The organism is Kribbella sp. CCNWLW201 (genome assembly GCF_037203805.1).
Lineage (GTDB): Bacteria > Actinomycetota > Actinomycetes > Propionibacteriales > Kribbellaceae > Kribbella.
This window is the reverse complement of the sequence record NZ_JBBCBQ010000005.1, coordinates 232,544-258,618: the sequence shown is the minus strand read 5'-3', so window position 1 is coordinate 258,618 and position 26,075 is coordinate 232,544. Positions and strand designations below refer to the sequence as shown.

Below are 26,075 nucleotides of genomic sequence, written 5' to 3'. Positions count from 1 at the left end.
GTCGTCACCTCGTCGGTCCGCGGCAACCTGCCGATCCGACAGACCGCGTCCGCCTCGTCGATGAATTAGGTTGCCTGTGACAACTATCCACCGGCCGCCTGTACATCAGTCGAGACTTACAAGGGACCCCCGGCCCGCAGCCAGGGCGACGCGGATGGCGGCAGCTTTCGCCCGAACAGCACCGCGGCGCGATAGACGTTGCCGACACGGCTACGCATCAGATTGGTCGTCGGACGGCATCTCCAGGTCAGAGCCAACATCATCAGCACCCTGCCAGCGCCCGCCAGGGGATCAGGAGCCCGCCTGGCGGCCCCAGACAGCCATTCGGGCCGATCGGGGCATCTGCGACTCTCGGGGGGTGAGAGCCGCGCGGCCCTCGCTCGCGGCCAAGCTGCCCAGGTGTGGGGGTACCGCCGCCAGGCGCTCCCTCAGTCAGCCGAGGTCTAGCAGGCATGGGCGGGCGTACCAAAACCTCAAGGTGGCGTAACCGCAACCCCGGCCAGGACAACTTTCGGGGCCGTAGGTTGTTGCGCTCGCCTTATTGCTGGAAACTTCGGCGGCTTGGTCGTCGACACTGGACGCGAGACAGCCCTCGGGCTCACCGGTCCTCCTGCCCAGCCAGTCGTCGATAGCGGTCAGCACATTTGCTCGAGGGCGGGGGACCGGTTGGCGACGTACGTTGCCCTGTACAACCTTTCCCAGGCCGCCCTCGCGCTGGCCGACTACCAAATTGCCCGCCAGCGACGAAGGCATCGCCCTCTCCCGCGAGACGCGTGATCTGGCCAATCTCGCCTACTTCGTCGAGACCTTGGCAGTCATCGAATCCAAGGAGGACAACCACCTCCGCGTCGCGACTCTGCTCGGCGCTGCGACCGGGCTGCGCGAGACCGTCGGCGCCGACGTGTACGCGTACTACCTTCCCGACCAGAGCGTGCGCGACGCAGCCCAGCAGGCAGCACGAACAGCCCACGGCGACAACGCGTACGACGAAGCAGTCACCGCCGGCCACTCCCTCGACCCCGCCGCCGTGCCAGAGCTCGCCTGGTCGGGCCGCCGGGCTAGCCGGTGATTTGGTTGGCTAGGGCTTCGGCGGATTGTTGGGTGAAGGTGCCGGCTATTTGGAGTTTGCCGCCGGGGATGGGGGATTGGACGGCGGGGGCGGACACGACTTGGCCGCGGACGACGATTGCGAGTTGGTTGAGCGGTTGTTGTTGGGTGGCCAGGTCGGCGGTGAGGGTCGCGAAGAGCTTGGCGCCCTCTTCGTCCAAGGTCAGGTTGACCAGCCAGCGGGGTTCGTCAGGTGCTTGGGCGGCCTTCACGTCGGTCACGTGGCTGCCGTCGAGTTCGATCTTGCCGAGGACGTAGTTGTAGCCGTCCAAGCCACAAACGGTCGGGCTCGATGCGGCCGGCGACGCGCTCGCACATCCACCCGCTTCGGCCTTGAGCACCCGGCGGAACTCCACCGAGTCCGGCCCCGCCGGTTTGGCGGCCGGCGCGGCTGCCTCCGGATCGGGCCTGTTGAGGCGCTTGACCAACAACACCCCGCCGACAGCGAGCACTGCGATCAATACCAGGACCAGTGCGCCGACCAACACCAGTGGACCGCGGTTGCTGCGTTGTGGTGGTGGACTCAGCTGCGCCATGACAGCAGATGCTATGTGGCGAGGAAGTCACCCATGCAGCAGTCGCGCCGCGAGTTCGGCGTTGCGTTGGGCGAACGGCTGCCAAAGAACCGGAGTCGCTGCCACCCGATCACGGGCGACCGCCTCGGAGACCGCGCGTTGGGTCCACGTGCACATCCGGCCGGCGCGGATCTTGAACTGGACGAGTACGCCGTCGGCCCAGCCGTAGACGTCCGCGTCGCGCGGATCCAGCCAGGACACCTTCTGCTCGGCGACGATCCAGTCGAACGCCTCGATCTCCTCCTGCAGTTTCGCCGCGAACTCGAACCGTAGCTCGCCGGCCGCCCGATCGCGGCGACGTTCCAGCTCGGCCCGCAGCGCGGTCACCGCCGCCGGATCACGTTCCAGTACGGCGATCGCCGTACGCGCCAGCGATTCGCGGTCGGCCGGGCCGATCCCGAACAGTTCGGCGAACTCGCGCACCGAGCCGTTCGCCGTACCGGTGTAGGTCAACGGCAGCACCCGGTGGAGTGCGGAGATCGCCAGCCGGATCCGCAGACCGCCGAGATAGGGGCCGAAGTGCTGCGCGGTCCCGGTCGCCAGGTGCGCGAAGCGCAAGCCGGGCCGCCGGGGCTCGTCGTCGAACACGATGTAGCCGACGACTTCCTGACCGCCCTTGGTGCGGTTCCAGCGCGGCTTGGAGTGCTCCAGCAGGTTGCGTTCCAGCCACGCCGCCTCGTGTTCGGAGTCGCACCACACGGCTTCGACTCGGTCGATCCGCTCCACCATCCGGCGCAATCGCGGCCGATCGCCGAGATGCGTCCAGTACGACTGCACTCGACGCCGCAGGTTCACCGCGCGCCCGACGTACAGCACCTTCCCGGTCTCATCCCGAAACCGGTACACCCCGGGCCCCATCGGAAGCCCGCGTGCCACCGTCCGCGCCGCAGTCACCCGCCCATTCTCACCTCTTGGCGATCAGATTGAGGCCGTGCTTGCCGTCGGCGGTTCGGAGTTCCAGGCGGTTGGAGTCGATCGAGTAGGACAACTTGCCCGCCAGGACGGAAAGCACAGCCTTCTCCTGCCGGCCGACGTCCCCCGCGCACTCACTTGTGGTCACGGTCAGCGCGCCGACGGACAGGCTGCCGGCGGTGTGGGTGACGTTTCCGTGGAACTCGTTGCAGCCGGTCGAACCGGTGACTCGCTCGCCCTTGATCGTCAAGTACGCCGGCGGCAGCTGGGAGAAGTGGTCGACGGCCTCCCCCGAGAGCACACCGTCCACGGTCCACCTGGTGCCTGCGATCGGAAGGTCCGGCTCGACGATCTCGCGGTCCTGGAGGACGAGCGTCGTACTCCCTCTGGTGAGGGTCAGGGTGTCCCCCTCGAGCTTCCAGGTAGGTCCTTCCTTGAGGAGCTCACCGAGCCATTCGTCCTGGGCTTGCAGCGCCGGATCGCAACCCATCTCGGTGCCGCCATAGCCGTCCATCGTCAGGACGCCGCCGCCGAGTGAGATCGTGCCGCCGAGCTGGTTGCAGCCGGCGTTGAAGGCGAGCGCTCCGTCGCGGAAGTCCAGGCGGATCCGGGTCCCCGGCACCAACTGCTTGACCTTGCCGTCCTCGGTCAGCTTGATCGAGAGGTACGACGTCCCAACCGGCGAGCCACCACCACCGTCGGCGGCCCGCACCTCGGAACCGCAGGCGGCCAGAGACAGGCCCACGCCCGCCATCACAACACCGAGCAACCGCATCTTCATGACCTACAGACGCTGCTCGATACCCACGGCGTTGCAGAAATCCGGCGTGACCCCTCGGTGTGATGGGATCTGTGGTTGGGTTCCCCGGGTCGCCGGGTTACCGTCCAGGCGCGTTCGCCCGCTCGGGGAGCGTCCCGGGGAACCCACCAGCTAGTTCTTGGCGACCATCAGCCAGCTGACCTGGATGTCGGGTGAGCGGGTCGGCCGGATGGTGACGGTCAGTGCGCCGTCGGAGCCCACAGTCACCCCGCCGTACGACGCCGCAGTCGGAGTCGCGGTGAAGAGGCGCTCAGCGTCAACCACCGATCCGTTGATCGAGACCTCGGCGGCACGGTTGGCCCACGGCCACGGGTCGTAGTAGCCGGCGTGGACCGTGTACGTCCCGGGCGCCAAACCACCGAAGGTATAGACGAGCGGCTCATGGTTCTTGGCGTAACGCAGGGTGGTGTACATGTCACCGGTACCAGCAGGCGCGCTGGATCCCGTGTAGCCCCACGTCGTTCCGGTGACCGGGTCGGTCCCGAGTGGCTGTTCCGCAGCGGAGTTGAGCAGCGGTCCGGCCACCTGGGTCAACCGCGTCCAGTCGGCAGTCGCAGTACCTCCCGCGTTGACGGCGTACCGAAGTCCCTGAGGTACGACGACAACAGAACGCGTGAAGGTCCGACCGTCGGACAACGTCCCCCGCAACTGCGCCGGCCCGGGTTGGCCGATCGTCGACGCATCCCACGTAACCCCGATCTGCGCCGATCCGCGCGAAGTCGTCACGGTGACCTTGTCCGGCAGGGTGCTGGTGTCGTTGAGCCACACGTGGTCCGGGACCGTCGACGTGACAGTCCAGCGCGTGTAGGACTTCAAGTCCTTCAGCGTCCACTCCTGATCCGGGCCGATGGTGAGACTGCCGCCCTCGCCGAAGCTCATCGGCATCCAGACGTACGGCGCGTTCGCCAGATCACTCGGGGTCCACCGATCCCCCATGAAGATGAACTTGTTCTGTTTCCGGTCGACCGGGATCACGTTGGTGCTCTGAGACCGGTAGGTGTTCGCCGCCCCGGCCCCCGGCACCGGGTTACCGCGGTCGGTGAACTGGCCGAGGATGTTCTGCGAGGTTGCGTACCGCGCCGGGTTCGGGTCCCAGCCCGTCGCCCCCGACGTCACGAGGTGGTACGTGCCCTCGGACTTGAACATGGCCGGCGCCTCCCGCTGGTTGCACGGCAGCGTCCGGACGAAGTCCTGACCCTGTACGGCGTTCTCCGGTGCGGCGGACAGATACGTGTAGGACTTGTTCAGCTTGGAGATGTACATCGTCCGGTTCTCCTCGGAGGAGTAGATGATGTACGCCGTACCGTCGTCGTCCACGAACAGGTTCATGTCCCGGGCCATCCCACCGGCCGGGTCGAACGCGGACGACGTACCGCACCACGGCACCGAGTCGCTCGGCACCCGGTTCAGCCGGTAGGAGTCGATCCAGCGGAACGGGCCCTTCGGTGAGTTCGCGATCGCCACGCCGGCCTCGGCCCGTGCGTAGGTCGACGTGCTCGTCGGCGACGACGGTCCGTCGGAGTGCACCCACATGATCCATTTCCCGGTGGCCTGGTTGTAGATCACCTTCGGCCGCTCGAGGATCGACGGCCGTGCCCACCCGTCGGTGCGGACGCTGTTGGTCGACAGGTCACGCCACACGATCTCCTTCTGTGCGGCGGTGTACCCCTTGTAGAGCTTGGCGAAGTACGGGTCGTCGGTGAACTGGTCCGTCGAACTCATCGCCCGCAGCGCGAGTCCTTCGTCCTTCCAGTTGTAGAGGTCGTACGACGAGTACAGGTGCACCCCGGGGCTGTCGAAGTACCCCTTGCTCCGGTCCTCGCCGTACCAGTAATAGATCCGTTGACCGCGATCGTCGGTCGCCGGCACGACCTGGCCGCCATGCGCCTGGATCACTTGGCCGTTGGTGTCCAGCCACGGCTCCCCCGGCCGGAAGCTCTCGTACTTGCCGGCCGCCGAGGCCGGCGTGACACCGGCGACCGAGGCCACCAGAACCGCCAAGGCTGCAACGGCGAATCGTAATCTCCGACGGGTCATCGTGACTGTCTCCTCACCAGGCGAAAACGTGCGCCTCAGCGTGCTGTGCGCGGCGTTCGACTTCAACGGTCCGTACACAATCGAACACAGTCGATCCGGCCAGAACTCTTCGCGATAACCCTTTCAAACGACCTATTGCATCGCACACCGATCGTGCCGCATGCTGTCGGGCACCTCGACGTCTTGCCGGGAGTGGGGCCCGGGATCGAGGCTTTCCCTGGGGGGACCATGTTGCATTCCGCCAAAAGGCTGCTGGCAGCGCTGTGCGTGGTGCTGTTGGCGCCGTTGACCATGACCGAACCGGCACGCGCTGCAGTCGTGCCGAGCGGTTTCAGTGAGCAAGTCGCGTTCACCGGGCTGACGAATCCGACGAATGTCGCGTTCGCCGCCGACGGCCGCGTGTTCGTCGCCGAGAAGAGCGGCCTGATCAAGGTCTTCGACTCGCTCGAGGACACCACTCCCGCCGTGTTCGCGGACCTGCGCACCAAGGTCTACAACTACTGGGACCGCGGACTGCTCGGCCTCGCCCTGCACCCTGACTTCCCCGCGGATCCGCGGGTCTACGTCCTCTATACGCACGACGCCCTGATCGGCGGAGCCGCACCGAAATGGGGAACCGCCGGCGCGACCAACGACCCGTGCCCATCGCCACCCGGGCCGACGAGTGACGGCTGCCAGGCCAGTGCGCGACTGTCGGTCCTGACCCCGAGCGGCTCGGCCGTGGCCGAGCAGGTCCTGATCGAAGACTGGTGCCAGGTGTTCCCCAGCCACTCGATCGGCTCGATCGAGTTCGGGCCGGACGGCATGCTCTATGCGGGCGGCGGCGACGGCGCCAGCTTCAACTACGCCGACTACGGCCAGGACGGCTTCCCCTCCTCGGACCTCACGCCGGACAACCCCTGTGCCGATCCCCCATTACCGACCGGCACCGCGCTCGCCCCGCCGACGGCCGAGGGCGGCGCGTTGCGCGCCCAGGACATCCGGACGAGCGGCGACCCCGCCACGCTCGACGGCTCGATCATCCGGATCAACCCCGACACCGGGTTGGCCGCGCCCGGCAACCCACTGCTGAGCAGCTCGGACCTCAACACCCGCCGGATCGTGGCACACGGACTGCGCAACCCGATGCGCTTCGACTTCCGCCCGGGCACCAACGAGCTCTGGGTCGGCGACGTCGGCTGGAGCGCCTGGGAGGAGATCGACCGCATCGTCAGTCCGACCGCCGGCGTGACCAACTTCGGCTGGCCCTGCTACGAAGGCGCCAACAAGCAGGCCGGGTACGACGGCCAGGACCTGAACATCTGCGAGAACCTGTACGCCGCCGGCTCGAGCGCGGTCGCAGCGCCGTACTTCGCCTACAACCACTCCGAAAAAGTAGTCGCCGGTGAGAGCTGCGGCACCGGTAGTTCGTCGATCACCGGCATGTCCTTCTACGAGGACGGCAACTACCCGCCCGAGTACGACGGCGCCCTGTTCTTCGCCGACTACAGCCGCAAGTGTGTCTGGGCGATGCTCCCCGGCGCGAACGGACTGCCTTCCCCGGCCGAGATCGTCACCTTCGCCTCGGGCTATGGGACCACAAGACTGCAGACCGGACCGGGTGGCGACATCTTCGCCGTCGACTACGACGGCGGCCGGATCATGCGCTACGTCTACAACGGGACGAACAACCCGCCGACCGCGATCATCGACGCCGATCCGACCAGCGGCCCGAGCCCGCTCACCGTCACCTTCGACGGCACCGCCTCCAACGACGCCGACGGCGACGCGCTGACGTATGCCTGGGACCTCGACGGAGACGGCCAGTACGACGACTCGACCGCGGCGACCGTTCAGTACACGTACACGGGCAGCGGATCCGTCACCGCTCGACTGCGAGTGAGCGACGGCAAGGGCGGGACCGGCACCGCATCGACCGAGATCGATGTGGCCAACGGCCCACCGACTGCGACGATCACGGCCCCCAGCCCGGCGACGAAGTGGAAGGTCGGCGACACGATCAGCTTCGCTGGTACGGCGACTGACGCCGAGGACGGCACCTTGCCCGGATCGGCGCTCACCTGGTCGCTGATCATGAACCACTGCCCGAGTGACTGCCACGCGCATCAGATCACCACGATGACCGGCACGAGCGGCACGTTCACGGCTCCCGATCACGAGTATCCGTCGTACCTGGAGCTCAAGCTCACCGCCCGGGACTCCAGCGGGCTGACCGACGTCAAGAGTGTCCGGCTCGACCCGGCGACTGTCGGGCTCACGTTCGCGACACAGCCGTCGGGGCTGAAGGTCACCAACTTCTCCAAGACAGTGACCACTCCAGCCACGAGTACGGCGATCATCGGGTCGAACGGATCGCTGTCCGCCGATCTGTTGCAGCCGTCCGCGGGCAAGCTCTACCGGTTCGCGTCCTGGTCCGACGGCGGTGCGCGGAGCCACAACTTCACCGCGCCTGCCACGCCGGCGACCTACACAGCGACGTACATCCCGAAGCGGAACCTGGCGCTCAACCGCCCGGTGTTCGTCTCCAGCGTCTACACCGCCGGCCGGGAAGGCCCGAAGGCCGTGGACGGCTCGATGACGACGGCCTGGTCGAGTGCGCGCACCGATCCACAGTGGTTGTACGTCGACCTCGGTTCGGTCAAGGTGATCAACCACGTGCTACTCAGCTGGCTGGGATCGAACTACGGCAAGGCCTATCAGATCCAGGTGTCGGGCAGCGGACGGACCTGGAAGACCGTCTACTCGACCACGGTCGGAGACGGTGGCACGGACAGCCTGACGTTCTCGTCCAACTACGCCAGGTATGTGCGGATCAGCGCGACGGCCCGGGGTATCGCGGGCAGCTACTACTCGCTCTGGGAGTTCGGGGTGTTCCAGGACACCGGCCCGATCTCCGGGATCGCGGGCAAGTGCATCGACATCTACCAGGCCAGCTCGGCCGACGGGACGCCGACGACTCTGTACACCTGCCACGGCAACGCGAACCAGCAGTGGACCCAGTTCGAGGACGGCACGATCAGGGCGCTCGGCAAGTGCTTGGATGCCCGCGACACGGCGCTTCGCACGCCGGCCGTGCTGTGGACGTGTGACGGAAGCGCCGGCCAGAAGTGGCTGCCACGCGCCGACGGCACGCTCCTCAACGTCCGCGCCGCACAGTGCCTCGACGCCGCCGGCGGATCCAGTGCGAACGGGACGAGACTGATCCTCTACACCTGCCATACCGCGATCAACCAGAAGTGGGTGCTGCCGTAAATCAGTCGTGACAGCTCGGTCCCGGACGTAGGGTAACTCCGGCCTACGACGAAGAACGGGATCATGCACAGCGGCTTTGTGGACGAGGGATTCGGCAACGACTGCGCCGGCGGCCAGTTCGCCTTCGCCGACGACGAGTACGGCGTGGGTTTCGCCTACGTCGCCAACCGGATGCTCGGCCACGGCGATCCCCGAGCCACGAACCTAATCACCGCCGTACGTGACTGCTTGAGGCGATGTTCACTGGGCGTTCACCCGCCGCGAGGAATGTCGCGATGACATCCGGTGGAGGGGAGATCGTTCATGATTCGGCGGTTGGTGGTGGCGGGTGCGTCGGCGGTGGTGGTCGCGGCGCTGCTGACGAGTTCGGCTCAGGCGAGCGACCCGCAGGCACGGGTTGTCGGTACCGCGACGTTGCCTGACATCCCGCTCGGCGCGTTCTCCAATGCGCTGCTGCCGGGGAGCGTCACGAACGATCGCGGCGTCGACCTAGGCGGCATCGGAAGTGACCTCTTCCCGTCCGAACGACCGGATGAGTTCTGGACCGTCACCGACCGCGGGCCGAACGGCCAGATCAAGGTCGACGGCGTCAACCGCCGTACGTTCCCGGTGCCCGGATTCGATCCGGCCATCGTGAAGGTGAAGGCGTCCGGCAGCAAGCTGCAGATCCTGACCGCGATCCCGATCGCCACGCGCAGCGGTGCACCCGTGACCGGCCTGTCCAACCAGGCCAGCCGGGACGAGATCCCCTACACGTACGACGCATCCAGCCGACTCAACCTCAATCCGAACGGGCTGGACACCGAGGGAATCGTCCGGGCGCATGACGGGACGTTCTGGCTGGTCGACGAATACAGCCCGTCGCTCGTGCACGTCTCCGCCCGTGGCAAGGTGCTCGCCCGGTACGTGCCGAAGGGGTTGTCGCTGACCGGCGCCGACTACCCGGTGATCGAGGCGCTGCCGTCGATCTTCCTTACCCGCAAGGGGAATCGCGGCTTCGAGGGTCTCGCTCAGCTGCCCGGCGGTGACCTGGTGCTGGCGTTGCAGAGTCCGCTGCTCAACCCGAGTAAGGCAGTCGGCGAAGCGTCCCGGACCACGCGACTTCTGCGCTTCTCGCCGTACAAGGGGAAGGTCACCGCGGAGTACGCGTACCAATTCGACCCGGTCGGTGTGGTCGACCCGGGTGAGGACGACAACACCGAGCTGAAGATCTCCTCGGTCGTTGCCGTCGGCCCCGAAACCCTGCTGGTCCAGGAGCGCACCGACAACGCGGCACGGCTGCAGCGCGTCGTCCTCAAGTCCGGCTACAACATCCTCGGCACGCGCTGGGACGACCTGGCCACCACGCCTTCGCTGGAAGCCCTGACTGACCCGCCGGCGCTGCCGAAGAAGCTCTTCTTCGACCTCAACACGATCCCCGGCGTACCCAAGAAGATCGAGGGCGTCGCGCTGGTCAACCCGTGGACGCTGGCAGTCATCAACGACAACGACTTCGGCATGACCGACGGCACCGGCGCCTTCGACGCGGCTGGCAATCTCAACGACAGCGGCATCGAGACCAGGCTCGTCACCATCCGCCTACGCTGAATCTCCGAGGATCCAGACGGTCCCGTCGAGCAAGGCGTCGTGCCAGGCCCGAACCCGGCGGGGACGAACGGTGACGACACCGCCGTCCTCGTCGGCCGGCTCCGGCACGAGCCGACCGTACTTCGCGGTCCACGCGTCGACGATGCGCTGAGCCAACTTGTCATCGGTCACGCAGAACTCGGCATCGCCCTCGACGATCACCACGTCGTCCGCGCTCTCCAGGTTGACGCTCACCTGCGGGTTCGCCGCGATGTTCTGGCCCCACCTGGTCTCCGGTGAACCGTCGAGGTACAGCACGTCGTCGACCCACACGCCCCACAGCGGCGTCGTGTGCGGAGCGCCGGACGGCCGGCAGGTCGCGATCCAGTAGTTCCGCGCCGCCACCAAGCGCTCGACGGCATACGACCAGGGCAGCAGCCCTTCGGGATCCTGCGAGAACTTGTAGTAATGCGGCACCTGCGGCCGCCGAGCGAACGGTTCACCCATACACCCGACGCTAGCCACCTCCGCTGACAACTCGGCAGCCCTGGCTCGGGGAGCCAGGGCTGCCGAAGGTCAGACGTTGCGGCGCTTGTCCGCGCAGAGGGTGGCGATCCAGGTCCAGCCGAGGATGACGGCGAGGTCGAAGGCGATGATGGTGGGGCGGGAGCCGGCGCCGGCGCTGAGACCGGCGAAGGCGCCGAAGAAGAGGATGCCGGTGGCGGCGGAGTAGCGGCTGAACGCCGTACGGCCGATGCTGCGGTAGTGCGCGGCCACCACCAGGCAGCCGGCGATCAGGCCGGTGAACCCGATGCTGCCGGCAACGAAGTGGCCGATGCCGCGGGTGCTGACCTCGGCGTAGTCGGCCGGCGTACCGGCCGGGAAGCCGGCGCCCGGGTCGGCCGGGAAGATCGCGGCGAGCAGCAGGCCGACGCCGTACGCGCCGAGCAACCGCGGCGCCCACGTGCTGCCCCGTCCGGTGAGGGTACGGCGGAGGCCGACCGCGGCACCGATCGACAGCAGGCCGGCGATGACGAAGTTAGTGGTCTGGATCCACCCCGGGCCGCCGTTGGCCAGCAGGCTGGCCGGGTGCCGGGTCAGGTCGAAGCCCTCCCGGGTGAAGGCCTGGATCAGCCAGACCGCGACGTACAGCGGGCCGGCCACGATCCCGCCGGTCAGCAGGGCGCGGGTGGAAACACGGGTGGTGGCCGGAGCCGTCAGGTCGTTGGTGGTCATCGCCGGGGTCCTTCCAGGTGGTCTGAGGTCGTCCTTCACCCCTGCGTCGACCGACCTGGCCCGAAATCGACACTCCACCCGAAAACCTCAGCGGACCTGCACCACTCACCAATTGCACACAACCAACGCAGCTCACGCTCAGCCGCGAGCTCAGACCGGCGATCGGTGCGGCTTTGGTGAGTGGCACAGGTCCGGGATCGGCAGTCAATCGGCCAGGAGTTTCTCGTAGGTGTCCGCGGACCAGCTGGCGGCCGTCTTGGTGACCAGCTTCGCGCCCAGGCGGTCGTAGAAGCGGTAGCCGGCTTCGTTCTCGAGGCGGAGGCCCCAGCCGATCGTCAGGCGGTCCGGCAGGGCGTGGCGGGCGAGCTCGAGCATCAGCGCCCGGCCGACTCCGGCATCGCGGAACTGCTCCCGCACGTAGAGGTCGTCCAGGGCGAGCAGGTCCCCGCCGACCCACAGATACGGGCGACGCAGCGACGACACGTACCCCGCCGCCGTCCCGTCGATCTCGGCGATCAGCACGATCACGTCGTCCCGGCCGAGGAACCCTTGCCAGTCCTCCACAGTGGCGGTGACGTCCTTGCCCTGGTCCTGGTAGTCGGCGAGCTCGACCAGCATGGTCCGGACGACCTCGGCATCCGCGGGGACCGCACGACGAATCTCAGTGGGCATGAGCTGCTCCTGTCGAAGGCTTGGCGACCGGTACGACGACCAGCGCGAGGACGGCCGCGACGGCCGCGGTGATGGCGGCGAAGGTGAATCCGCGACTGAAGCCGGTCGTGACCGTTCCGGCCAGACTCGCGGCCGCGATACTCGACACGATCGCCACTCCGAGCGCCGCACCGAACTCGTGGAAGGTGCTGAGGATCCCGGACGCCAGCCCGGCCTCGGTGTAGTCGATCTGCGCGAACGTGGTGGTCGAGGCCGCGACGAACGCCGCACCGATACCGCCGGCGCCGAAGCTCGTCCCGATCACGACCATGGCAGCACCCTCCCAGATGGCGGGGACAGCGATGCCCAATGCGGCAATCGTCAGGCCGATCATCGCCACCGGACGGGCCCCGACCTTGCCGATGACCTGGCCGGACACCTGCGCTCCGAGGATGGTCAGTACGGCGATCGGCAGGAACAGGAGTCCGGTGCGCAGGGCGCCGTACCCCTTGTAGTGCTGCAGGTAGAACGATCCGAGGAAGAAGACCGCGATCATCAGCGCGGTGGCGACCAGGATCAGGAACGTACCGGCGGCCACCGGGCGGCGGGTCAAGATGCGCAGGTTCATCAGCGGCGACCGGACGACCGACTGCAGCCAGGCGAACACGGCGTACAGGACGACCGAGCCGGCCAGCGTGCCCAGCGTTGCGGCCGACAGCCAACCGCGGTCGCCGGCGTTGATCAGCGCGTAGATCGCCGTACCTGTACCGGCGGTGACCAGGATCGCGCCCGGTACGTCGAGCCGGCCTTGGCTCTCCGCCGGACGGTCGGCCGGCAGCATCTTCAGCAGGATCGCGAACACGATCACGCCGATCGGCACGTTCACGTAGAACACCCACTGCCACCCCGGGCCGGCGGTCAGCACGCCACCGAGCAGAACGCCGATCGCGGAGCCGCCGCCACCGATCGCGGACCAGATGCCGAGCGCCTTGTTCCGCTCGTCGCCGTCGAAGGTCTTGGTCACCGTGGAGAGCGCGGCCGGCGACAGCATCGCGGCACCGATTCCCTGCGCGATCCGGCCGCCGATCAGCAGTTCGGCACTGGTCGCCAGGCCGGTCGCCAGCGAGGCCGCGGTGAACACGAACAGGCCGGCCAACACCACCTTGCGAGAGCCGAAGAGATCGGACGCGCGCCCGCCCAGCAGCATCAGGCCACCGAACATCAGCGTGTAGGCGCTGACCACCCAGGTCAGCGTGTCTCGCTCGAGCCCCAGGTCGGTCCCGATGTGCGGCAGCGCGATCGCCACCACGGTCACATCGAGGATCAGCATGAACTGCGCGACGGCGAGCAGCCCCAGCATCCGCCACCGCCGCGGGTCGGCCGCGACGGCCTCGGGTTCTTCCTTGATCGGTCCGGACATCTCCGGTCCCCTCCTCACATTTTGGCTATCTCGAACACCAGTGTTCGGGTTATTTCGGCTACGATAACTCGTACAGTGGTGTTCGACAAGAGGAGGTTCGATGCCGGCGAAGTCAGCGGGTACGACGACCAAGCGTGCCGACGCACAGCGGAACATCGCGTCGATCGTGGCCGCGGCGACCGAATGCCTCAGCCGGGATCCGGCCGCGAGCACCAGCGACATCGCGAAGGCGGCCGGTGTCGGCCGGGTCACTCTCTACGGTCACTTCCCGTCCCGGACCGACCTCGTCGACGCGGTCTTCGTGCACGCGATCGAGGGCGGCGAGGCCGCGCTCAGCCAGGTCGATCTGACCGGCGATCCGCGCGAGGCGCTGGCCCGGCTGATCGAGTCCAGCTGGCACCTGGTCGACCGGTTCCGCTCACTCCTGATCGCCGCGCAGGACGCCCTCCCGGCAGGCCGGGTCCGCGAGTTGCACGCCGATCCGATGGTGCGGGTGGAGCGGCTGATCGAGCGAGGCCGGGAGGAGGGTGTGTTCCGGACGGACCTGCCGACGTCCTGGCTGGTCGGGGCCATGCACAGCGTCATGCACGGCGCAGCCGACGAGATCAACGCCGGCCGCATCACCCCCGACAAGGCCGCCGACTACATCACCGCAACAGTCCTGGCCGCCTTCACCCCACCCGGCAAACCCGTCCCCAGCTAGCGGCCCCCGCCAGGCACTCGCGACCCAAGCCCCCGCCACCTGCCCGCCCCACGCCCCACGGTGGCTTCACTGGGCGCAGTGGCAACGGCCCGGCGTCACCGAGTGTGGGCACCTTGCCGTGAGTAAGCGCTTGCCGACAGCAGCCTCGCCACACTCGACGACTCCGCGCACGGTGGCTTCACTGGCGGCAGCGGCACGGTGGCTTCACTGGCGGCAGCGGCACGGTGGCTTCACTGGCGAGGCAGCGTCCACCGTCATCGAGTGTGGGCACCTTGTCCCGGGTAAGCGCTTGTTGGCGGCAGACTCGCCACACTCGATGGATCTTGCACGGTGGCTTCACTGGCGAGGCAGCACGGTGGCTTCAGTGGCGGGTGGATCCGGCGGGATCGTCGTACGAGTGCTACTCGAGCCAGGTGGTTTCGAAGGTGGGGTTGGCGTGGATGTGGACGGCCTCGTAGCCGCCGGGGCCGGTGGCGAACTTGTGCGGGGTGTCCGCCGGTACGACGAGGATCTGGCCGGCCCGGCCGACGACCTGCTCGGTGCCGACGGTGAAGGTGGCCGAGCCACGCCGGATGATGAACGTCTCGGCGTACGGGTGCATGTGCAGGCGCGGACCGACGCCCTCCTTCGTGGTGGACTCGAGGATCAGCGAGACCCCAGCCCCACCCGGGAGCTGCTCGTAGTTCTCGGTCCACTCCTCGCCGTCGTCCCGCCCGTCGGCGCGGTTGATCACGGCTGCACCGGTGTTCGCGATCTCGGTCATCACAGCTCTCCCCTCAGATCCCTGCCCACCGTAAACCGGGAAGTGGCCGGTCGCGACAGCATTTGATCAGGACCGAAAGGGTTGCCGCTCGGTTTGCCGGGCCGCGACCGGACCGAGTGCCGCGACGAGCAGCGCCAGTACGGCGACCCCGCCGAGCGCGACCGGCAGCGACCAGGCCGACGACGCGGCACCGACCGCGGCGGGGCCGAGCAGGAACCCGAGGTACGCGATCGTGGTCACCGTCGAGATCGCCCCGGCCCGCCGCTCCGGACCCGCCCACGCACCGGCCATGCCGATGATCGTCGGCGCGCAGACCGACGTACCCAGGCCGGCCACACCGATCCCGATCAACGCCAGCCACGCGGTCCCGGCCGCAGCCGCCGCGATCGAACCGACCGCCGCGAGCACCCCACCGGCAACCAGCAACTGAACCGGCCGCAACCGCCTCAGCAGGGCATTCCCGGCGATCCGCCCGGACGCAGCCGCGGCCGCGAACACTGCCGGGGCAATCGAAGCCAGTCCTGGTGCCGCGTTGAGCGAGGTGTCGAGATGTACGGCGCTCCAGCTCTGCCAAGCGTTCTCGACGACGTACGCGATTGCGCAGAGTCCTCCGAAAACCAGGAGAACGGGCTCGAGTCGCCGCTTTTCCGTCTTCACAGCTTGGGCACGGTCCCGAGAACCAGGTGCAAGCGCGAGAGCCACGCCTGTGATGATCACGCCGACTCCGCCGAGCACCGGCAGCGCGTCCGCACCGGCTGCGCGCAGTGCCGCCGTACCAAGGCTGGCGACCACGACCGCGACGGAGAAGATGCCGTGGGCAAGATTCATCAGCGGCTGTCCGGTGACCGCCTCCGCGTGGGACCCGGTCGCGTTGATGGCGACATCCGTCGCGCCTGAGGTCACCCCGAGCAAGAACAGCGCCACGCTGAGGGTGACGGCCGAGTCGGCGAGTGCGGGCAGTACGCCGCAAGCCCCGAACAACACCACCACGATCGGCAGCACCACTCCGCCGTTCCGATCGATCAGAAACCCGGTGAACCGCATGGAGGTCAACGCGCCCAACCCCACCATCAGCAGTGCAAGCCCAAGCTCACCGTCACTGACGCCCGCCTCAGCCCGCACCGCCGGCAGGATCGCGCCCCACGCACCCCAGAACAGCCCGAACGCACCGAACCCCGCAACCGTCCTGAGCACCCGCTAAACCCTAGCCTCCCGCGCTCCCGCACTCACCCGAGCAAGGACTCCGAACGCGGCGGAACAGCCGTCATCGGTCGAGGGGGTTGTGGTTGAGGGGGAGGCTCATGCCCAGGCGCCAGAGGATGGCGGCGCGCGAGTTGGGGCGTTCGGCGGACTCGCGGCGCATGAGCGTGGCGAAGCAATCGGGGAAGCCGTCGCGAGGATGCTGGGCGACGACGTCGCGGATCGCCTGCCGAGGTAGGTCGCCGGCTCGCGTCCCGGCGACATCGAGATGCGCACCGGCGTGCAAGAGATGCGCCTCGACCCCTTGATCCGCAGGGACGTGGACGTTCATGTGCAGCGCGATCGCCTGCGCGACATCATCGGCGTACGACGAATCAACGCCGAGCGAGATCAACGTCGTACGAGCGACCTCACCACCGTGGACCGCGAAGCATGCGGCTTCCGGTGGTGGACGGTGGCGATCCGTGAGGGCGATGTCATGCAGGAGACAGGCGACGTACAGCAACTCCTCGTCGGGCTTGATCCCGTCGCGCCTGCCGAACAGGTCAGCCCACAGCCAGGTCCGAAGGCAGTGACCGAGCAACGGCCCCTGGTACGACGACCTGGCCACCTCGACCACCTCGCGCGTGACCGCGGTGTCCGGCGGCTCGCGGTCCGCAAGAAGTACCGGCGTACCAGGACCGGCTGTCAGGCGGGCACGGAGCTGGTCGGGCACACCACTCAGCTGTGCGAACACGGCCGCGCGGGCGAATCGCAGCTTGGCAGCGTCCATCGCAGCCACCTTTCTTACAATGATTGCAAGACAGGCGCCACGCTAGCGCACTAGCCAACCTGTTCGACAGTGCCGGCGTGGCGGCGGGCCAGGTCGTGGTAGACGGCGGCGTTGTGGTCGACGAAGAGTTTGGCGACTCCTTCGAGCGGCACGATCTTCTTGGCCGGGCTGCCCATCGCGACCGATTCCGGCGGAATCACCGCGCCCGGCGTCACCGTCGAGCCGGCCGCGACCAGACTGCGCTCACCGACGATCGCGCCGTCGAGGACGATCGCGCCGTTGCCGACCAGCGCCTGCTCGCCGATCGTGCAGTCGTGCACCAGGCACTGATGCCCGACCGTCGCGTTCGGCCCGATCTCGCAGCCGTTGTGGCCGACGTGGATCACGGTGTTGTCCTGGATGTTCGCCCCCGCCCGGATCGTGATCCGGCCCAGGTCGGCCCGCACGACAGCGCCGTACCAGATCGACACGCCTTCCTCGACCACCACGTCCCCGACCAACGTCGCAGTCGGCGCGATCCACGCGTCCGGATGCACGACCGGACTCTTACCTTCAAACGAGAACAAGGGCATAGCGCACCTTAAGTCGAACGTGGTGCGGCGCCCTGAATATACGACAGTTCGTGTCTGATATTCGGGCTGAGACTGGTCGTATGAAACCTGAACGAGCCTGGCTCGGCGTCGTCTCGGCCGAGCATGCGCGGATCGCCGTACAGCAGAACTTCATCCAGCTCAATCACGGGAAGCGCCAAGGAGTCGCGCGGTTGCGGCAAGGGGACGGCTTCGTCATCTACTCCCCGACCGACCGTCTCGGCGACAAGTCGCCGCTCCGCGCGTTCACCGCGCTCGGCGTCGTCGCCGACGCCGAGCCATACCTGGCCGAGCCGATGGCCATGGGCGCGCGCGGCACCATCCGTCCGTGGCGGCGCCGCGTCGACTTCCTGCCGGTCGAACCGGTGCCGCTGCGCGTCCTCGATCTGGAGCTCACGCGGCAACCCAACTGGGGCTACCAGCTCCGCCGCGGTCTGGTTTCCCTTGCGCCCGAGGACTTCGAGACACTGCGGGCCGTCATGACCGTTGGCGATACGTCCCGAGGAATGTCGCGATCCGGGTGAGGGCGTCCGCGAGCTGATCCTTGTGCGGGAGCGTGACGATCCGGATGTGATCGGGTTCGGGCCAGTTGAAGCCGGTGCCGTGCACGATCATGATCTTCTCGGCCCGGAGCAGGTCGAGGACGAACTGGCGGTCGTCGGTGATGCCGAAGACCTTCGGGTCCAGCCGGGGGAACACGTACAGCGCACCCTTCGGCTTCACACAGCTCACGCCGGGGATCTGGGTGAGCAGCTCGTACGCCGTATCGCGTTGGGCCAGCAGTCGTCCGCCGGGCAACACCAGGTCCTTGATCGACTGCCGGCCGCCGAGCGCGGTCGCGATCGCGTGCTGCGCGGGCATGTTCGCGCACAGCCGCATGTTCGACAGGATCGTCAGGCCCTCGAGGTAGCTCGCCGCGTGGTGCTTCGGCCCGCTCACCGCCATCCACCCGCAGCGGTAGCCGGCCACCCGGTACGCCTTCGACAGTCCGTTGAAGGTCAGTGTCAGTACGTCGGGAGCCAGCGACGCGAGCGGGGTGTGCTCGACTCCGTCGTACAGGATCTTGTCGTAGATCTCGTCGGCGTAGATCAGCAGGCCGTGCCGGCGCGCGATCTCGGTCAGCTCGACCAGGAGCTCGCGGTCGTAGACGGCGCCGGTCGGGTTGTTCGGGTTGATGACCACCAAGGCCTTGGTCCGGTCGGTGATCTTCCGCTCGATGTCGGCGGGGTCCGGCATCCAGTCGGACTGCTCGTCACAGCGGTAGTGCACTGGCGTACCTCCGGCCAGCGCGACCGCCGCGGTCCACAGCGGGTAGTCCGGAGCGGGAATGAGGACCTCGTCGCCGTCCTCGAGCAACGCCTGGACGGCCATCTGGATCAGCTCGGACACACCGTTGCCGATGAACACGTCCTCGATGTCCAGCTGGATGCCCCACGGCTGGTAGTGCTGCACGACCGCCCGGCGGGCTGACGGCAGCCCCTTGGCGTCACCGTAACCATGCGCGTCCGCGAGGCTACGCACGATGTCCTCGAGGATCTCCGGCGGGCACTCGAAGCCGAACGGCGCCGGGTTGCCGGTGTTGAGCTTGAGGATCCTGTGCCCGGCCGCCTCCAGCCGCTGTGCCTCGTCCAACACCGGTCCGCGGATCTCGTAACAGACATTCGCGAGCTTGGACGACTGCAGCACCGGTGACATTCCCGCACCCTAACCGCGCTCCGGAACTCGTGCCGCTGACTGTGTCAAATATCGCGACGTACGTACGACGTATGGGTGAGAGCTGACCGGATCACGACCCTGGAGTCACCATGAGTGAGCAGCACAGCCCCTTCAAGCGGTTGCTGGTGAACACCCTCGTCGCCAACGTCACGACTACTTTCCTGTCCTTCGCGTTGGCGTTCTGGGTCTACCTGGTGACCGAGTCGGTGCTGGTCGCGTCCATCGTGTCCGGGAGCTCCATGCTGGCCGGCGCCCTGTTCGGCGCGGTCTTCGGCGCAATCGTCGACGCAAACCGTAAGAAGACAGCGATGGTGATCTCGAGCTCCGTCACCGGAGTCGCGTTCGCTGCCGCCGGTGTGGTGTACCTGATGGTCCCGGTCGCCGACTGGACCAAGCCGTGGTTCTGGGTGTTCGCGGCCCTGGTTCTGATCGGGAGCCTCGCGGGCAGCCTGCGGAGCATCGCGCTGGCCACGACGGTCACGCTGCTGGTCCCCGCCGACCGCCGCGACAAGGCCAACGGGATGGTCGGCACGGTCAACGGCCTGGCTCACCTGGTGACGAGCATCCTCAGCGGGCTGTCCGTCGGGTTCCTCGGGATGGGCGGTACGGTCGCGATCGCCGTCGTACTCACTGTCGTCGTCCTCGGACACCTGCTGCTCGCGATCCGGATCGACGAACCGCGCCCGCATCGGACCGGCCGCCGGCATCACCTGGATCTGCGTGGTTCGTGGCAGACGATGCGCGCCGTACCGGGTCTCGTTCCGCTGGTTCTCTTCAGCACCTTCAACAACCTGATCATGGGCGTGTTCATGACGCTGATGGACCCATACGGCCTGATCCTGTTCTCGGTCGAGTCCTGGGGCATCGTCCTCGGCATCACCAGCATCGGCTTCATCGCCGGCGGCGCGTTCGTGGCACGCTACGGACTCGGCCGCTCGCCGCTACGGATCCTGCTGCTGGCGAACGTGGCGATCGCCGTCATCGGCATCACCACCGCCGTCCGTGAATGGCAGTCGCTGCTGGTGCTCGGCATGCTCGGCTTCATGCTGGTCGTCCCGATCGCCGAAGCGGCCGAGCAGACGATCCTGCAGCGCGTCGTCCCCTTCGAGACCCAGGGCCGCATCTTCGGCTTCGCCCACAGCATCGAGTCCGCGTCGACACCGGTCGCCGCCTTCGCCATCGGCCCGATCGCCCAGTTCGTCCTGGTCCCCTACATGAGCTCCGGCAGCGGTCAAACCACCTTCGGCTGGCTCCTGGGCACCGGCCAAGCCCGAGGCCTGGCCCTCACCTTCGTCATCGCGAGCGCCATCATGCTCATCGTCGTACTGGCAGCCTTCCTCACCACCACCTACCGCCGCCTCACCCACGAGTACGACGTCATGACAGCACCCGGACTGGTCCCGGCCTAGCCTGTGCGTGAGACCTCGAAATAGTCGATCTGCCGTGGTTTCAGCTCGCCGACTGCCGATGAGCGTGCTGATGGCACCCGGTCGAGACCGACCACCTCGACCGACACCTTGGCGTGGTCGAACGTCAGCCGGAGCACGCACTTGAACTTCTCCGACCGGATCGACGAGAAGGCCTCGAGCTCATGGAAACCGAAGCGTTCGCAGAGCACCAGGTAGACCGTGAAGGCCAGAGTGCCGAGGACGACGAGTGCCAGATAGCCGGCCACCACCCACACCAGCGTCGGCGGATCGATGACCATGAACACCCAGGCCACCAGCGCAACCGCCGCGAGATGAAGCACGGTATGCCCGACACCCGCGATCACGACCTTCGCCAAGCGGGACTGCCACGGGCTTCCCCTCTTTCCGCGAATTCCGGTTGCGGCGTAGGCGCACAGCACAAGGGCGAGGACGATCGCGGCAACGGCTGAGGTCGGGTGTACGACGTCAGCGAGCTGACGATCTGCCACGGTCCAGAACACAACGGCCAGGAGGGCGCCGATGAGGGCCGGGAGCACCGGCCCGTTTCGCGATCCCATCGTCCAGATCTCGCGACGCAGCTTCTTCGACTCGTCCTTTCTCGGGTAGACCTTCTCCTTGTCCAGGCGGTACCGGGTTACGTCTCGAGGCGGGGTGCGTCGCCAGGGCACCGACAGCGTCTCCTTCAGATGATGAGTGGGAGACGTGAAGGCACCACCGCCACCGCAGGTGACGAGGGCGGGACCGGGACACCACTCCAGCCCCTCGCCGTCATCCGGCTGCGGGTCTGCCGGGAGATAGCGCGCGTAGTGATGCGTGTCGCCGGTCAGGATCATCCGGAGTTGCTGGCGGTCCGGCGGCAGGAGGTCGTACCGGTGCAGGAAATTCACCATGGTGGACAGCGGCGTTTCCCGGACCAAATCCGGCGGACTGTCACCGTCGGCCTCCTTCCAGTTCGGGGTCGCACTGAGAAGCACGACGCCGTCGTCCGGCTTCAGCAGCCGCTTGGCCTGCTGGAAATAGGCAAGCTGCGCCGCGTCGATGGGAGCGTTGAGCTGCGAGTCCACACCCCAGATCCACCACTTCGGATGCACCCGAATCGCGAAGTAACTGCGCGACTGAATTGTGGTCCAGCCGCCGGCGACTTCCCGTTGTCCGGTCTTTTCATCGGACTCGTAGCACCCGACCTTCGTCAAGCCGTCGGGGTCGAGTTCATCGTCCATCCGCGTCCACGACTCGCAGAAGGTACGACGAAATGCCGACAACCCGTCGTACCAATCATGGTTCCCGGGGAGTGCCAGCACTGGCGGCCCGTGAGTGTGGTCGAGGAACTGCGGATAGCTGGAGCGAGCGGCCCGGAACACCGCAGTGAACCGCTGACGGTAGTTGTCGGCACTCGCCACTGGATAGACCTCGTCACCTCCCAGCACGAGCAGTTCGGCCGGACCCTGATCAGGAACATCCGCGTCGGTGGACTGGCCGCCGGCGAGGAGCCGGGCCACCGCGAACGTCGCATCGAACCCATCCCCTGTATCAGCAGTAAAGTCAACGCGCACCGGTTTCGTGTGATTCGGCGGCGTCAACGCGTAATACCCCGCCCGGACCGTGCCGATCACGTCACGCTTGTCGGCGAAACGCGCGAACCACGTCGCCTTCATCACCTCGAGCGCGGTTCGGATCAACTGCCGGACGGACAGCCACTTGACCGCGGGCTGCCTGACCTGAGCACTTACCCGAGGATCCATGACCACAGCGCGCCCTCCCGACACTATTTGCCTCATGATGACGCCCGCACGTGATCCCGACGACCCCTCAGAACAAATGCACCGCAATTCACTACTTCAGCGCTCAGCCCAACGTCTCGACCAGCGCGTGCACCTCTCGCGCGATGCCTTGCAGCTGGCCGGCCGGCTGAATAGCCAGGTTCGCCGTCGCAACAAACCTGTCATGCTCCCACGCCCTGACATCCCGCACCATCACGTGCAACACCACGTCGCGTGTCCACGTGACTTTGCGGATGGTGGCTGCGCGTGTGAGGTCGACTAAGCGCGCGACGATAGGAGCACGCGCCGGAGGGCGGGCGTAGCGGCGCGTGGGTGAGAACTAGGCGACGGTGCGGATTTGGCGGACCAGTACGCCTGCGAGGAGGGTTATGGCGGCCGCCAGTAGGTAGAGGGCGGGGTAGCCGCCTAGGTGTTTGACGATGGGGGCGGCTATGGCGGGGGCGAAGACTTGGGGGAGGGAGTTGGCGATGTTGATGACGCCCAGGTCTTTGGCTCGGTCGCGGGCGTTGGGGAGTATCTGGGTGAGGAGGGCGAAGTCGACGGAGAGGTAGACGCCGAAGCCGGCGCCGAGGATGATCGCGCCGAGGACGGCGCCGGGCCAGGTGGGCCAGACGGCGAGGACGACGCCGGCCAGTGCCATCACCACGCCGGAGGCGGTGACGAAGATCTTGCGGCGGGCGATCCGGTCGGACCAGGTGCCGAAGGTGATGGACGTGACCAGGACGCAGACGCTGTAGATCGCGGTCAAGATCAGTACGGCGGTGTCCGGTTCGTCGACGCGGACCTTGTCCTGCAGGTAGAAGAACAGGTACAGCGTCCCGAGCGCGTTGCCCACGTTGAACAGGAAGCGTGTCAGCCAGCCCCAGCCGAAGTCCGGGTAGCGGCGCGGGCTGATCCAGAAGCCGCGGACGAAGTCGCGCACAGCCAGCGGTGGTCGTGAAGCCAGCCGCTCGTCGCCGCTGCGCAGTAGATACGGCAGCACCGACACCAGCAGGAAGACCGCACAGGCGACATACCCGGCACCAATCCCGCCAAAGTACGTCGCAAGCCCGGTGCCGACCAGGGCGCCGAGGACCTGCGACAGTGCGACCCATCCCCCAACAGCACCACGCTGAAGCGTAGGAACCCGGTCCGGCACGGCGGCGGTGATTGCCGCGAGCAACGCGTTGCCGAACAGTTGCACCAGGCACCAACCGACCAGCATCCAGGCGACGGAGGCGACGCCGGCCAGCACGAGCAGGCCGATCGCACCCCCGACAGCGCCGGCCAGGACCCACGGGACCCGGCGGCCGAAGCGGGACGTCGTACGGTCGGAGATGGCGCCGGCCAGCGGGTTCGCGATCACCGAGACGGCCGCGCCGACCCCGGTCACCAAGCCGAAGACGAACTCCTTGTTGCCTGGAGCAACCGCCTCGGACTGCTTCGCGAGTAGCACCTGGATCGGTCCCAACCAGGCGGCGAAGACACCGACATTGGCCAGTACGACGGCCGCCGTCCAGCGCGACCGGACCCGGACGACCGGTTCCGCGAACGCCGTCGGTACGACGCCCGGTTCGGGGATCATGCCCGGCTCTGCGCGATCACGTCACGGAGCCAGTGGTACGACGCTTTCGGCGTCCTGACCTGGGTGTCGAAGTCGACGTGCACCAGGCCGAACCGCTGGGAGTACCCGGCCGCCCACTCGAAGTTGTCCAGCAGCGACCACTGAAAGTACCCGCGGACGTCGACCCCGTCGTCCATCGCCTGCCGGAGCGACCGCAGGTACCCGTCCAGGTAGTCGATCCGCCGCTGATCGTCCACCGGGTCGCCGAACGAGCACCCGTTCTCGGTGATGTAGATCGGTGGCAGTTTGTCGCCGTACCGGTCCTTGAAGATGCGCAGGATCTCGCCGAACGCAGACGGCACGATCGGCCAGCCGAAGTCGGTCTTCGGGTAACCCTCCAGCGATCGCGGCTCGAACGGCAGACCCGGCGGCAGCAGGATCCCGTCGGTCGCGGCGGTGTCGGCCTGACCCGCGGCGGCGCCCACCGACACCGGCGCGTAGTGGTTGATCCCGAAGAAGTCCAGTGGAGTCGAGATGACGGCCAGGTCGTCCGAGACCGGGCCCGGCATCGCGGCCTCGTAGCCGGACGGATAGGTCCCGAGGAGGATGGGGTCGGCGAACAGCCAGTTGATCAGGTTGTCGTAGAGACCGGCCGCGTCCTTGTCCTCGACGCTGTCGCTGGCCGGCCAGGTCGGTGCGTGGTTGCTGGCGATTCCGATGTTGGTCGCGCCCCCCGCCCGCAGCGCCTGCACCGCGCGACCGTGAGCGAGCAGTTGGTGATGAGCGACCGGCAAAGCGTCGAACATCAACGAACGGCCCGGCGCGTGCGCACCCAGCGAGTACCCCATCAGCGTGAGCACCATCGGCTCGTTGATCGTGATCCACATCGGCACCCGATCCGCGAACCGCGCCGCGAGCAGCGATGCGTAATCGGCGAACCGGTCGGTGATCGAGCGAGACAGCCAGCCGCCCGCGTCCTCGAGCGGCTGCGGCGTGTCCCAGTGGTACAGCGTCGGCGCCGGCTGGATCCCGGCGCCGAGCAGCGTGTCGATCAGCCGGTCGTAGAAGTCCAGCCCGGCCGCGTTCCCCGGCCCGCTCCCGGACGGCTGGATCCGCGGCCACGAGAACGAGAACCGGTAGGTGTCGACCCCGAGGTCCCGCATCAGCGCGACGTCCTCGGCGTACCGGTGGAAATGGTCACAGGCGACCGCACCGGTGTCGCCGTTCAGGATCCGTCCCGGTTCGGCGCAGAACGTGTCCCAGGTCGACGGGCCGCGGCCACCCTCGGCCACAGCCCCTTCGATCTGGTACGCCGACGTCGACACCCCCCACCGGAAGTCGGGGCCGAAGGAAAGCTCAGCTGTCATTCGCATCATCCTCATCGGGAACGGGCTTCGGCTCGGCTCGCGGCGGCTCGTACTTCCGGACGATGACCGCCGTACCGTAGGCAGCCACCTCGCTCATCGTTTGCGCGATCTCGGTGCAGTCGAACCGCATCGCGAGGATCGCGTTCGCACCCATCTGCTGGGCCATCTGGCACATCCGCATCACCGCGACGTGCCGCGACTCGGCCAGCATCTGGGTGTACTCCGGCACCTCGCCGCCGGCCAGCGACCGGAAGCCGGCGGTGAAGTTCGACCCGAAGTCGCGACTCCGCACGGTCAGCCCGAAGACCTCGCCGAACACCTTGTCCACGGTGTACCCGGGCAGGTCGTTCATGGTCGAGACCAGCACCGGGTACGGCGAACCCTGCGGCGCGATGTGTGGTGCGTTCTGCTGGGTCGGCTGGTAGTTGCCGGGCGCCTGGCCGTACCCGGGCTGACCGTATCCGGGCTGCTGCCCGTACCCCTGCTGCGGCGGACCCTGCTGGTATTGCGGCTGCTGCTGCGGCGGCGCATATCCGGGCGGCGGGCCCTGCTGGTAGCCCTGCTGCTGCGGCGGGTACGGCTGGTTCTGGTTCGGGGGAAAGTTCTGGTTCATGCCCTCATCCTGACAGGCCAC

General features: G+C 67.5%; 25 protein-coding genes. 7 read left to right on the top strand and 18 right to left on the bottom strand.

Annotated features, from left to right (window positions below; genetic code table 11):
* Positions 1-730 precede the first annotated feature (730 nt).
* A complete protein-coding gene (locus tag V9K99_RS23020) occupies positions 731-1,069 on the top strand; it encodes a hypothetical protein (protein WP_337006250.1) in 339 nt (112 codons plus the stop codon).
* Here V9K99_RS23020 and V9K99_RS23015 read toward each other — a convergent pair.
* From V9K99_RS23015 to V9K99_RS23000, 4 genes are all read right to left on the bottom strand, one after another.
* Positions 1,059-1,643, bottom strand: coding sequence for a SecDF P1 head subdomain-containing protein (locus V9K99_RS23015; RefSeq protein ID WP_337006248.1), 585 nt, complete (start codon positions 1,641-1,643; stop codon positions 1,059-1,061). The genes V9K99_RS23020 and V9K99_RS23015 overlap by 11 nt on opposite strands.
* 27 nt (positions 1,644-1,670) lie before the next feature.
* Positions 1,671-2,528: a GIY-YIG nuclease family protein gene (locus V9K99_RS23010; RefSeq protein ID WP_337006246.1), complete on the bottom strand. Its 858-nt coding sequence runs from the start codon at positions 2,526-2,528 to the stop codon at positions 1,671-1,673.
* A gap of 58 nt (positions 2,529-2,586) precedes the next feature.
* Complete coding sequence (locus V9K99_RS23005; RefSeq protein WP_337006244.1) at positions 2,587-3,375, bottom strand: META domain-containing protein; 789 nt, start codon at positions 3,373-3,375, stop codon at positions 2,587-2,589.
* A gap of 150 nt (positions 3,376-3,525) precedes the next feature.
* Positions 3,526-5,415 carry a glycoside hydrolase family 43 protein gene (locus V9K99_RS23000; protein WP_337006242.1) on the bottom strand — a complete coding sequence of 630 codons (1,890 nt, stop codon included), beginning with the start codon at positions 5,413-5,415 and terminating at the stop codon, positions 3,526-3,528.
* A gap of 264 nt (positions 5,416-5,679) precedes the next feature.
* Here V9K99_RS23000 and V9K99_RS22995 point away from each other — a divergent pair, with 264 nt between their 5' ends.
* From V9K99_RS22995 to V9K99_RS22985, 3 genes are all read left to right on the top strand, one after another.
* On the top strand, positions 5,680-8,703 hold the full coding sequence (locus V9K99_RS22995) for a PQQ-dependent sugar dehydrogenase (RefSeq protein ID WP_337006241.1): 3,024 nt from the start codon (positions 5,680-5,682) through the stop codon (positions 8,701-8,703).
* Between the two features lie 63 nt (positions 8,704-8,766).
* The gene (locus V9K99_RS22990) at positions 8,767-8,982 is read left to right on the top strand and encodes a hypothetical protein (protein ID WP_337323596.1); all 216 of its coding nucleotides are present in this window, start codon (positions 8,767-8,769) and stop codon (positions 8,980-8,982) included.
* 24 nt (positions 8,983-9,006) lie between these two features.
* Complete coding sequence (locus V9K99_RS22985) at positions 9,007-10,290, top strand: esterase-like activity of phytase family protein (protein ID WP_337006239.1); 1,284 nt, start codon at positions 9,007-9,009, stop codon at positions 10,288-10,290.
* Here the strand turns inward: V9K99_RS22985 and V9K99_RS22980 are convergent.
* The 4 genes from V9K99_RS22980 to V9K99_RS22965 form a co-directional block, all read right to left on the bottom strand.
* A complete protein-coding gene (locus V9K99_RS22980; protein WP_337006237.1) occupies positions 10,282-10,776 on the bottom strand; it encodes a pyridoxamine 5'-phosphate oxidase family protein in 495 nt (164 codons plus the stop codon). The two genes, V9K99_RS22985 and V9K99_RS22980, sit on opposite strands and share 9 nt — an antisense overlap.
* Positions 10,777-10,845: 69 nt before the next feature.
* A complete protein-coding gene (locus V9K99_RS22975; protein WP_337006235.1) occupies positions 10,846-11,505 on the bottom strand; it encodes a DUF998 domain-containing protein in 660 nt (219 codons plus the stop codon).
* Positions 11,506-11,709: 204 nt separating this feature from the next.
* Positions 11,710-12,177, bottom strand: a complete 468-nt coding sequence (locus V9K99_RS22970; RefSeq protein ID WP_337006233.1) for a GNAT family N-acetyltransferase — start codon at positions 12,175-12,177, stop codon at positions 11,710-11,712.
* Positions 12,167-13,576, bottom strand: a complete 1,410-nt coding sequence (locus V9K99_RS22965; protein WP_337006231.1) for an MFS transporter — start codon at positions 13,574-13,576, stop codon at positions 12,167-12,169. The genes V9K99_RS22970 and V9K99_RS22965 overlap by 11 nt, the downstream gene beginning before the upstream one ends.
* 100 nt (positions 13,577-13,676) lie before the next feature.
* Here V9K99_RS22965 and V9K99_RS22960 point away from each other — a divergent pair, with 100 nt between their 5' ends.
* The gene (locus V9K99_RS22960) at positions 13,677-14,279 is read left to right on the top strand and encodes a TetR/AcrR family transcriptional regulator (protein ID WP_337006229.1); all 603 of its coding nucleotides are present in this window, start codon (positions 13,677-13,679) and stop codon (positions 14,277-14,279) included.
* 400 nt (positions 14,280-14,679) lie between these two features.
* Here V9K99_RS22960 and V9K99_RS22955 read toward each other — a convergent pair whose 3' ends face one another.
* From V9K99_RS22955 to V9K99_RS22940, 4 genes are all read right to left on the bottom strand, one after another.
* Complete coding sequence (locus V9K99_RS22955) at positions 14,680-15,042, bottom strand: cupin domain-containing protein (RefSeq protein ID WP_337006227.1); 363 nt, start codon at positions 15,040-15,042, stop codon at positions 14,680-14,682.
* Between the two features lie 66 nt (positions 15,043-15,108).
* Complete coding sequence (locus tag V9K99_RS22950; RefSeq protein ID WP_337006225.1) at positions 15,109-16,236, bottom strand: MFS transporter; 1,128 nt, start codon at positions 16,234-16,236, stop codon at positions 15,109-15,111.
* Positions 16,237-16,306: 70 nt separating this feature from the next.
* Positions 16,307-17,014: an HD domain-containing protein gene (locus tag V9K99_RS22945; RefSeq protein WP_337006223.1), complete on the bottom strand. Its 708-nt coding sequence runs from the start codon at positions 17,012-17,014 to the stop codon at positions 16,307-16,309.
* Between the two features lie 50 nt (positions 17,015-17,064).
* Positions 17,065-17,586: a gamma carbonic anhydrase family protein gene (locus V9K99_RS22940; RefSeq protein WP_337006221.1), complete on the bottom strand. Its 522-nt coding sequence runs from the start codon at positions 17,584-17,586 to the stop codon at positions 17,065-17,067.
* Between the two features lie 80 nt (positions 17,587-17,666).
* Here V9K99_RS22940 and V9K99_RS22935 point away from each other — a divergent pair, with 80 nt between their 5' ends.
* On the top strand, positions 17,667-18,128 hold the full coding sequence (locus V9K99_RS22935) for an EVE domain-containing protein (protein WP_337006219.1): 462 nt from the start codon (positions 17,667-17,669) through the stop codon (positions 18,126-18,128).
* On the opposite strand, the gene V9K99_RS22930 is transcribed toward V9K99_RS22935, so the two are convergent.
* The gene (locus V9K99_RS22930; protein ID WP_337006217.1) at positions 18,082-19,299 is read right to left on the bottom strand and encodes a pyridoxal phosphate-dependent aminotransferase; all 1,218 of its coding nucleotides are present in this window, start codon (positions 19,297-19,299) and stop codon (positions 18,082-18,084) included. The genes V9K99_RS22935 and V9K99_RS22930 overlap by 47 nt on opposite strands.
* A gap of 110 nt (positions 19,300-19,409) precedes the next feature.
* Between V9K99_RS22930 and V9K99_RS22925 the strand changes: the two genes are divergently transcribed.
* The gene (locus V9K99_RS22925) at positions 19,410-20,729 is read left to right on the top strand and encodes an MFS transporter (RefSeq protein ID WP_337006215.1); all 1,320 of its coding nucleotides are present in this window, start codon (positions 19,410-19,412) and stop codon (positions 20,727-20,729) included.
* Here the strand turns inward: V9K99_RS22925 and V9K99_RS22920 are convergent.
* From V9K99_RS22920 to V9K99_RS22900, 5 genes are all read right to left on the bottom strand, one after another.
* Entirely contained in the window at positions 20,726-22,492 is a 1,767-nt protein-coding gene (locus V9K99_RS22920; protein WP_337006213.1) for a metallophosphoesterase, read from the bottom strand. The genes V9K99_RS22925 and V9K99_RS22920 overlap by 4 nt on opposite strands.
* A 103-nt stretch (positions 22,493-22,595) precedes the next feature.
* Complete coding sequence (locus tag V9K99_RS22915; RefSeq protein WP_337006211.1) at positions 22,596-22,739, bottom strand: hypothetical protein; 144 nt, start codon at positions 22,737-22,739, stop codon at positions 22,596-22,598.
* A gap of 111 nt (positions 22,740-22,850) precedes the next feature.
* Positions 22,851-24,095 (bottom strand): MFS transporter, encoded by a 1,245-nt coding sequence (locus tag V9K99_RS22910; protein WP_337006209.1) that lies wholly within the window; start codon positions 24,093-24,095, stop codon positions 22,851-22,853.
* Positions 24,092-25,441 carry a GH1 family beta-glucosidase gene (locus V9K99_RS22905; protein WP_337006207.1) on the bottom strand — a complete coding sequence of 450 codons (1,350 nt, stop codon included), beginning with the start codon at positions 25,439-25,441 and terminating at the stop codon, positions 24,092-24,094. The genes V9K99_RS22910 and V9K99_RS22905 overlap by 4 nt, the downstream gene beginning before the upstream one ends.
* Complete coding sequence (locus tag V9K99_RS22900) at positions 25,431-26,054, bottom strand: YbjQ family protein (protein WP_337006205.1); 624 nt, start codon at positions 26,052-26,054, stop codon at positions 25,431-25,433. The genes V9K99_RS22905 and V9K99_RS22900 overlap by 11 nt, the downstream gene beginning before the upstream one ends.
* Positions 26,055-26,075: the final 21 nt, after the last annotated feature.